This window comes from Archangium sp., assembly GCF_057119385.1.
This window is the reverse complement of the sequence record NZ_DBNGVP010000167.1, coordinates 1-8,957: the sequence shown is the minus strand read 5'-3', so window position 1 is coordinate 8,957 and position 8,957 is coordinate 1. Positions and strand designations below refer to the sequence as shown.

The 8,957-nt window shown below is 67.8% G+C and carries 8 protein-coding genes; 2 read left to right on the top strand and 6 right to left on the bottom strand.

Annotated features, from left to right (window positions below; translation table 11 throughout):
* Positions 1-271 precede the first annotated feature (271 nt).
* A complete protein-coding gene (locus tag AC16DP_RS40610) occupies positions 272-877 on the top strand; it encodes a TIR domain-containing protein (RefSeq protein WP_329734310.1) in 606 nt (201 codons plus the stop codon).
* A gap of 24 nt (positions 878-901) precedes the next feature.
* Here AC16DP_RS40610 and AC16DP_RS40605 read toward each other — a convergent pair whose 3' ends face one another.
* The 4 genes from AC16DP_RS40605 to AC16DP_RS40590 form a co-directional block, all read right to left on the bottom strand.
* Positions 902-4,060, bottom strand: a complete 3,159-nt coding sequence (locus tag AC16DP_RS40605) for a tetratricopeptide repeat protein (RefSeq protein WP_329734309.1) — start codon at positions 4,058-4,060, stop codon at positions 902-904.
* A 67-nt stretch (positions 4,061-4,127) separates the two neighbouring features.
* Positions 4,128-4,754 carry a Thoeris type III anti-phage system protein ThcA gene (locus AC16DP_RS40600; protein WP_329734308.1) on the bottom strand — a complete coding sequence of 209 codons (627 nt, stop codon included), beginning with the start codon at positions 4,752-4,754 and terminating at the stop codon, positions 4,128-4,130.
* Positions 4,736-5,932 (bottom strand): Thoeris type III anti-phage system protein ThcB4, encoded by a 1,197-nt coding sequence (locus AC16DP_RS40595; protein ID WP_329734307.1) that lies wholly within the window; start codon positions 5,930-5,932, stop codon positions 4,736-4,738. The genes AC16DP_RS40600 and AC16DP_RS40595 overlap by 19 nt, the downstream gene beginning before the upstream one ends.
* Positions 5,933-5,947: 15 nt before the next feature.
* The gene (locus AC16DP_RS40590) at positions 5,948-6,340 is read right to left on the bottom strand and encodes a TIR domain-containing protein (protein ID WP_329734306.1); all 393 of its coding nucleotides are present in this window, start codon (positions 6,338-6,340) and stop codon (positions 5,948-5,950) included.
* Between the two features lie 94 nt (positions 6,341-6,434).
* On the opposite strand from AC16DP_RS40590, the gene AC16DP_RS40585 reads away from it, so the two are divergent.
* A complete protein-coding gene (locus AC16DP_RS40585; protein ID WP_329734305.1) occupies positions 6,435-6,815 on the top strand; it encodes a hypothetical protein in 381 nt (126 codons plus the stop codon).
* A gap of 280 nt (positions 6,816-7,095) precedes the next feature.
* Here AC16DP_RS40585 and AC16DP_RS40580 read toward each other — a convergent pair whose 3' ends face one another.
* Entirely contained in the window at positions 7,096-8,436 is a 1,341-nt protein-coding gene (locus AC16DP_RS40580; RefSeq protein WP_329734304.1) for a hypothetical protein, read from the bottom strand.
* Positions 8,433-8,723 (bottom strand): hypothetical protein, encoded by a 291-nt coding sequence (locus AC16DP_RS40575; RefSeq protein ID WP_329734303.1) that lies wholly within the window; start codon positions 8,721-8,723, stop codon positions 8,433-8,435. The genes AC16DP_RS40580 and AC16DP_RS40575 overlap by 4 nt, the downstream gene beginning before the upstream one ends.
* Between the last annotated feature and the right edge of the window lie 234 nt (positions 8,724-8,957).

Genomic DNA, 8,957 nt, shown 5'->3' with positions numbered 1-8,957 from the left:
TTCGGCCCGTGCACCTCTGTCCTGGCCTTCCACGGCGGCCCTTCTTTCAGGCGCCGTCCGGAGGGATGCTCCCTCTTTGCCCGAGAATGTCTGGACTTGCCCTCCGCCTCTTCAAAACCTCTCCTACAGACTTTGGATCAATCCTGCCCTTCCGAGCGCGGTACCAGAATGTGCAACCGGATGACGCGTCAGGTATCCATGTTTCCACGGAGGACCCCGCAGCGCATCCCAGCACGCACGCGCGGTGGGGCACCAGGACAGGAGATGCGGTTTGTCGAATCCCAGCAATCGTTTCGTATTCTTCAGCTTCCACTACCAGCGCGACATCATGCGCGTGCAACAGATCAAGAAGCACTCCCTCACCAAGGGGTACCAGGCCGCGGGCTACTTCGACGGCTCTCTCTCCGAGCTGGCCAAGACCGAGGGAGTGACGGCCGTCAAGCGCGCCATCAACAAGGGGCTCCCCGGCACCTCCGTGACGTGCGTGCTCATCGGCGCCGAGACCTACACACGGCCCTGGGTCGATTACGAGATCTTCCGCAGCATCGAGCTCGGAAAGGGAGTCATTGGCATCCGCATCCATCAACTCAAGGATCCAAAAACAGGGATGGATGTCGCCGGCCCGAACCCGTTCGACTACCTGGGCTACGGAGGCAAGGACACCAGAACAACCATGGTGCCCTACGCCAAATACATGGATGGCTGGAAGCCCTACACGAATGCCGACCCCATCAGCCCTTCGGCCGCGCCCTACCTCGTTCCAGGCACGACCCCCATCCTCTCGTCACTGTTCGATGTCTACGACTGGGTAGACGACGACGGTTTCAACAACTTCCCGCAGTGGGTCGCGAAGGCCGCCAGGCAGGCGGGCCGGTGACACCGCGCTCGCGCTTCGCTCCAGCTACTTGCGGCGCTTCGGCTCCAGCCGATCCAGCTCGAGAAGCAACGTGACGCTCTCGCGTGATTCCGGGCTGGAGAAGAGTCCCTTGTCGAGGGCCTGCCGCAGGGCGATGACGAGCGGGCGGCGCTGGCGCGCGGGAGCACCCAGCGCGAACAACACCCCGAGCAGGTTGACCTGAACGATGGCGACACGCCCCATGAACCCCAGCTGTTCGTACAACCGAAGCGCCTTCTTGTAACTGTCCCGGGCCTCCTCGAAGTGCTCGAGGCGGGCGTGCATCTCACCGAGCAGCCAGTGACTCTCCGCCGCGAGCACCGGCTCCTCCCGTTGATTCAAGAGCCCCAGGCCCCGTTGCAGCTGAGCGCGTGCCGGGGCCCAGTGCTCGCGAGCGCGGAGCTCCTTTCCGAGCAGCAGCGCGGCCCTCGCGGCATTGGCGGTGTCCCCGGCCTTCTCGGCCAGTTCGCTGCTCTGGGAGAGCGCCGCGGTAATCGTCGCGTCATCGACGTCGCGGATGTTTCCCGTGCGCAGGCCTCGACGGAAGAACTCCTGCCCAGGCCCCTCGACGGGCTCGTAGAGCGATATTCCAGAATCGAGGGCCCGTTCTTCGTACCGCGCGGCCTCCGCATCCCTGCCAAGAGCCCGGCACGCCTGGGCAAGCCCTCGCCTCACCGCCGCGATGAGGTCGCCCGTGGCTCGATTGGCGCTCTCGAGCGTCCGCTCCGCGTCCAGGAACAGGGCCTCCGCGTGCTTGAAGTCCTGGAGCCGCAGGGAGCACTGTCCGAGCCGGTAGAGCGCGATGGCATGGCTGTCCGGCTCCAGACCTTTTCGTGACTCCCAGATGCGCACGGCCCGCGCCAGAAAGGGAACCGCGCTCGCGGCTTCGCCACGACGCAAGAGCACCGAGCCCAGGTCCTTCAGCCGGTCCGCCAGGAAAGGGTGGCCGGGGGGCAGGAGCTTCTCGCAAACGTCGAGGACCTGCGCGTACAAGCACTGGGCGCCCTGCAAGTCGCCCAACTGCTGGCGTGTACGCGCGACCCTCGAGGCAATGGCTGCATACCGGAAGCTGGTGCGCTGATTGTTCTTCTCCAGGATGCCCAACACCCGCTCATAGAGTGGGAGGACCGCAGCGGGGCCTTGGGTCAACTCGACGTTGAGGGCCAGGTTTCCGAGCGCATCGGCGACGAGAGGGTCATCCCGTCCGTACAGGGCCTCCATGTGCTGGACGGCCCAGCGCGCCAACTCCTCGCCAGCGAATGGATCCTGTTTGCTGAGCAGGCCCGCCACGGCGGACAACAACCGGGGATGTTCGGGGGGTTGGGAACCTGAAGGCTCCAGAAGCGCCAGGGCCCTTCGCGTATGGGCGGAAGCCGCCTCATGCTCCCCTTGATGGTGGAGGACATTGACGAGGTTGACGAGGAAGGGGGTGACGAAGGCAGGCCGAAGCCCGGGCACGTGCTCCGTGCGTCGCAGGGATTGCTCGCACACCAGACGTGCGGCGACGTGGTCCGCCCGCATCAGCAGATAGGTAGAAAATCCCATCGCGAGATGCAGCCAGCGGTAGACGTCTGCACCCTCCATCTCCCGGAGTCCCGCCTCGAGCTGTGGCCGCATCCTGTCCACCTCGGCCAGGTGCTCCAGTTGAAGAGAGAGCATCCTCGGCGTGAGCCACTCTTGCAGCACCTTGCCCATCCGGAGGGTGCTCTCCTCCCGGCGGGCCCGCGGCGTCCTATCTCGAACCCTGCGCCAGACCAGGGGGTGCAGCACCCCTTCGTGCTGCTCGGTGGTGGTCATCAGCGCCAGCGACCCCAGACCATCCAGGGCACGCCGTGTCTCGAGTGCCTGGGGCTCGAGCTCCGCGACCGCTGCGACCCAGTCGAGCGGGACGCGCTCCGGGGCGAACACGGCGGAGGCCTCGAGGAGCCGGTACTCCGTGGGCTCGCAGCGCTCCAGGGCCCAATCGATCGCGGAGAAGACACCCTCCGGGTAGCCCTCGCGCAGCTGCGCATCGTCGAGCACCTGGTTGGGCCGGGCCTGGAGCTCCCGTTCGAGCTGGGACCAGGCGATGTTCCAGCGGACCTGGGCCCGAGCGGCCACGGTGACGGCCAGCGGATGACACCGGACGACCCACTCCAGGACGCGCGCTCTCGCCTCGCGCTCCTCGGGAGACGGCGGCACGCGGATGCGGTCCGTGAGCTCCTGCGCGCTCTCCAGGGACAGCTGCTCGACGGGGATGAGCGTGCCGAGCGCGGCTTCCCGATGGCGGGTGGTCAGCAGCACCCGCGAGCGCCCGGTGAGGAGCTGGGCCCGCCAGTCCGGGGAGTCGGCCCCATCGAGGATGAGCAGGGAGGGCTCGGGCTGGTTCTGGAGCGCCAACAAGGCGGCACGTCCCCGCGCCTCGGGAGACGCATCCTGCGGGAGCCGGCCCAGGAAGGCGCGCACGGCGGGAGGAGCCAGGAGCTGGAGCTCCGAGGCCAGGACGGACAGGGCGACGCGGACACTGCCCGCGGCCTGAATCCAGTAGATGCCCCCCGGGAAGCTCGCGGCCTCGCGCAGGGCGAAGGTGAGGGCAATCGAGCTCTTCCCCATGCCCCCGAGCCCGTGAAGCGTGGCCTGCCGGCTCTCCAGCGCACCCTGCCCGGGGCGGGACAGGAGGACCTCCTTCAACAGCCGGAGCTCCTCCTCCCGGCCGACGAACACCTCGGGCGCGGGAGGCAGGTTGTGGGGGGGCAGTGCGGGCCCGGCCGCCGGTGCGAACCGCTCCCGGCCAGGCGCGAGGGACTCCAGCAGACGCGCGAGCCCCTGGGGCCAAGCCGTCTCCGGGAACAAATCGACACGCACGAAGGGCCGCAGGAAGAGCGGGGCCTCGACGTCCTCGAACCGGACGGGGACGAAACGAAGCCTCGAACCATCCGGGCTCAGCATCTGCGCCGTGCTCAACTCATGTTGGCACCACGGGCTCTCCCGCCAGGCCCGCGAGAGGCACACCACCATCACCTCGGCCTGCTCCAGAGCGCTTTGAACCCCCGGGGGAATCGACGCTCCCGCGGGCAACGCCTGCCGGTCGAACCACGCCTCATGACCCGCTTGCCGCAGGTCCGCCGCCAACCGCTCGACGGAGGCCAGGTCCTCGTGGCTGTAGGAGAGGAAGATGCGTGTCATGGGAGGCGGACCCGCCAGGCCGGAGCGCCACCCCCTGGCGGCACCCGGGCCACACCGCGAGGTGGCGTCACGGCGTGGGCGAGGGACTCGCGGGGGAGGAGCCCGGGCCCGCCGAGCCCGTGAGCAGCCGGCGGAAGAGCGCGGCATAGGCCACGTCGTGCTCCAGGCCGGAATCCTTCGAGCCCCCCGACTGCTGCTCGAAGAGGATGCGGGCGGCGGCCCCGGTGGAGGCCACGGCGAGAATGAGGGCGTGGGGGTGGTAGCGCTGGAAGAGCTGGAACTCGTCCTCCACCCCCTCCATGCCCCCGATGAACACGCCCGCGTGGAACGGCTCGCTCTGGAGCATCTGCTCGCGCATGCGCAGCAGACTGGAGGCGCGGTCGGGGCCGGCGGGCGTCCAGCGGAGGTGGCGGAACTTCAGCGAGGAGGGCGGGATGAGGCCCTGGAAGAACTGGGACTGGTAGATGAAGACGTTGTCGGCGGCGCCGAGCCGCTCGGCGGCCAGGTGCACCAGGGGCGAAATGGCGGGGTGCCCGCCGAAGACGAGCCGCGCGGTGGGGACGACGACGAGGGTGAGGGCGCTGACGGCCTCGCGGATGGCCACCAGGTTGGCGGTGCGCATGTAGGCCGGATGGCGATCCGGGCTGGGAATGCTGGCGGACAGGAAGACGGGGCCTAGTGGGTGCGCAGCCACGCGAGCACCTCCGTGATGGGCAGGGACCTGGTGGGCAGGAACTCGTTGAGCCAGCGCAGGTGCGAGTCCTTGCGCTGCCAGATGCCGAGCGGGTCATACACCAGCAACCCGCGGGGAGAGGGCGGCCCCACCCGGGCGCAGCGCTCGGCGAGCTCGTGGAGCAGGGCGGAGTCGGGGTGGCCCACCAGGGGGAAGAGGTGGGTGAAGCCGTGGGAGGGGTGGCGCAGCTCGAGGTGGCCGGTGTGCTGGACCACGACCTCCAGGTGCTCGGCCTCGGCCTGTTTGCACAGCTCGGTGATGACGCGCGTGCGCCGGCTGGCGAGCGAGCGGGCGCGGACGGCCTCGGCCCGGGCGACGAGCGCCTCCACCGTGCCGGGCACGAGCGTGGAGGCGGCGTCGGAGGAGGGGCCCTGGAAGTCCGAGGGCTGGAGGAGCAGGGGCTCGCACAGCTCGGTGCCGAGCGTGCGCTGGTGGGGCGCGGGCCAGATGAGCTGGAGCAGCCCGAGGGCGAGGTTGTGGGCGCGGGCCAGCTCCTGCTCGACCCAGACGCTGGTGAAGGCGTGGGGGGTGTCGAGCAGGAGGAGCAGGTCCGCGTCGCCCAGCCGGTCCCAGAGCATGGGCTGGAAGTCCTCGCCGCGGCGGATGCTGTGGGTGTCGAGGAAGACGTCGAAGGAGCGGGCGTCGAGGGCCTGGTAGAGCTGGAGGGCGACGCCGTGGGACTCGTCGCGCTTGTAGCTGATGAAGACGGAGCGGCGCGAGCGCAACAGGCGGAGCTCCTCGAGGACGCGGGCGGCCACGTGCTCGAGGGCGGGGTCGGAGGGGCGCAGCTCCTCGCCGTGGATGGGGGCGAGCACCGGGGGGACGAGCGCGCGGTACTGGGAGAGCGAGGGGACGACGGGGAGGATGAAGAGGCCCTCGGCGCGCAGTTGCGCGAGGAGGGCGGTGGAGGCGGGGTCCTGGCGGGGGCCGCCGAAGTAGACGGTGGCCAGGGGGAGGAAGGGGTCGCGCGAGGGGAAGGAGGCCTCGTCGAGCACGCGCAGCGCGGAGCCCGGCTCGAGGCCGAGCGTGGCGAGGTGGCGCTCGAGGGTGGCGCGCAGGCGGGCCGAGTGGCCCCCACCGGGGACATCCTGACGCCCGGGCTCGAGCAGGAGCACCTGATAGGAGGGAGGGGGGGCCATGGCGCGGACGGTGCCTCAGCCGAGGCGGTTCCTCAAGGTGGTGGCGATGGCGTTGGGCTCGAAGGTCACTTCGGGAACACCGGCGATTTCGCGGGGGAGGCCGCCGCGGGAGTTGGGGAGGCGGACGGGGATGATGACCTTGTGGAGCGACTGGGCGACGGAGACCTCGTAGTCGATCCACTTGCGGCTGTGGCTGACGTCCCCGACGAGCACGAGGACGGCGGCACAGCCCTGGATGAGGGGCCGCAGGTGGTTGCGGATTTCGGTCTCGCCATGCTGGCGGACATCGGAGCGCTCGTAGGTGACGACGACGTCGGAGCCGAGGCGCTGCCCTTGAATCCACTTCGCGACGGTGTCCTTGAACGGCTTCTCCTCGTAGACGTAGCTGATGAAGACGGAGTGGGGCATGGGCGGAGGCTCCAGGCGGGGAGGGGTGTGCTTCACGAGGAGCGTAGCAGAGCCGCTCGGCGGGTGAACGGAGAGGGGGTATCGTCGGGAGGCAATGAACGATCTGCAACTCAAGAGAGTGGAGCTGCTGCAGAACATCATCACGCGGATGGCGCAGAACTCCTTCACCATCAAGGGGTGGGCGGTGACGGTGCTGACGGCGCTGCTGGCCTTCAGCAACAAGGACTCGGACCGGTGGTTCGCGGTGTACGCGCTGTACCCGGCGGTGGCCTTCTGGGGACTGGACGCGTACTACCTGATGCAGGAGCGGCTGTTCCGGGACCTGAGCAAGCAGCCGGCGGAGAACGGGCGCGAGTTCGAGTTCAAGACGAAGCCCACGGTGGGCGCGTTCCTCAAGGCGGCCTTTTCCCTGACGGTGATTCCCCTCTACGCGTTCGCCGTGATGATGGCGATGCTCATGGCGCACAACCGGTAGCGTCCAGGCCATCGCCACACCGTCGGTCACGCTGCTCAACTCACGATTTTTCGTGAAGCAGGACTCGGTCAAGAACGCGGCGCTCCACGAGAAACCATGTATACCCCCAGGACGAAAACTCCGCCGGAAGCACTGGCCGAAGCCGCGCAGCGCATCGCCAAGTGCCGAGTCACCGGCGCATCACGTTTGGATCTCACGGGTGACGTCCCCTCCAGAGGCAAAGGGAGAATGGAGGGAGCCGGTGCCGGGAAGATGGCCACGGCATCGGTGCACTTCTCCGTTAGCCCCGGCACCGCTCCGCCACGCGGTAGAGCCAGGTAAGGGAGCAGTCCAGCAGCGACTGTCGCGAGCGCATGTAGTTGCGAGCTCGGGCGAAAGGAAGCCAGACGCGGTTGCCTACGAGCACCTGTGCCTCCTCCAGCTTCTGGCGCGGTATCCACTTGCCGCCCAGGTTGCGCACCAGCACCTCCCCCAGGTACGCGCCAATGGCGGGCACCGCGTGCTCGTCGATGGCTTCGCGCAGGCGGCTCTTCGGGAATTCCTCGCGCCAGAAGTAGAAGTCGGCGTCCGTGAGCGACTCGGGCGTGGCCTTGAAGACGGAGGGCACCTCCGAGTGCAGCAGCGCCACGAGGTGCTCGGCGTAGAGGCTGTACTGCTGGAGAGCGCGCTCTACATTCTCCACGTCCGGAGGTAGAGCGGAGCCGGCGGGACGCCACTCCTCGGGCTCGGGCGGCTGCCACGCGTTGAACTCGGCGATTCTGCGCTGGCGCTCGTAACTGGCGGCGCGGTCCACCACCCGCGAGAGGAGCGGGGCCATGTCCGGGTGGAAGCGGGGCTCCACGGAGGCCAGCATGGCGCTGCGCTCATGCAACGTGCGTAGCACGGTGTCGAAGTCGAGGTCCGGCCGGAGATGGGCGTGGGCCCGAGCCTGGGCGAGCCGTGCCTCCTTGCTGGCGAAGTCCGCCGCCGTGGGCCACGTCACCAGGAGGACGGAGCCGTTGGGGAGTTCCTCCACACGGTGGGCTGGGGTGGACAGCATTCGCTCACGACCTACGGTTTCCACCAGCTTGGGGCTGAAGAGGTTGAGCCAGAACACCTCGTAGACTTTGTCGAACCCGTCTCTGCGCCGAGTCTTCTTGTCGCGGCCGAAGCTCGGAGAGTCCGCCAACTGCGCATCATCACTGCTGTGGGCCCAAGCATGAGTGACCGGGTAGCGGGAGGCCCAAGCGCGCACCATTTCCACGAAGCGGTGGCAGCGCTCCGCCTCCCCAAAGAAGGAGAGCGGCTTCACGTTGATGAGGATTCTCAATTCGGGAGGCTGCGGTGGAAACCAGAGCCCGAACGACATATCCAACGCGGGCCACTCCGCCCGGTAGAGCCCGATGGACGTGCCGGACCCATCGCGCTTCTCTTCCAGCGACTTCCAAAGGGCGGCACGCGCGTACTTGCGCTGCCTCTTGCCTTTGACGACGTCCGGCATCCATCCATCGGCGTACTCCTCGAGCGCCTGGGAAAAGGGCTCCACCTCGCGCTCCAGCGCTGCCTGTGAATTGAACGCACCGTCGAATATGAGCAGGAGGCTGTCCTCGGGCTTCATGCCGTGAGGCTCTAATACTTTCATTGGAACATTACCTCGACTCCCGGAACTGTGCTCTCAAGTGCGTCTACAGCGCGCTCCAACCTGTTTGCATCCGTGGGCTTGAGTTCGCCCCCCTCGTAGATGAGGCGGACCCGCTGGACGGGCACGTCGCTTCCCTCGTGGAGAAGGGACTGGAGGGAGCCTCGGCGGATATTCAGCGTCTCGCCGTACTTGCTCAAAGCTTCCTTCGCGTCCTCAATCATCTGCGCCTTCAGATCTTCGTACTTCAATCCCGAGAGGTCGCGGCTCTTGAAGCTGAACGACTCCACGCGCCGTGGCCCTCCGCCAACTCCTCCTTCTTCGATGACGAGCACATCCGCGAAGCGCAGTCCGGTGCCCGGCTTCCGCACGCCGACCTGGATTTCGATGCGGGGCCTGTCGAAACTGGCATCAGAACACCTGTGTTAGTGGGAATGGATGTGACGACGGTGGTGTTGCTTGGATCCGCGAGACCGCCTTTCTCGAGCGAGGGTTGCCTGGATGCGCCGCTCGACCGCAGGTGT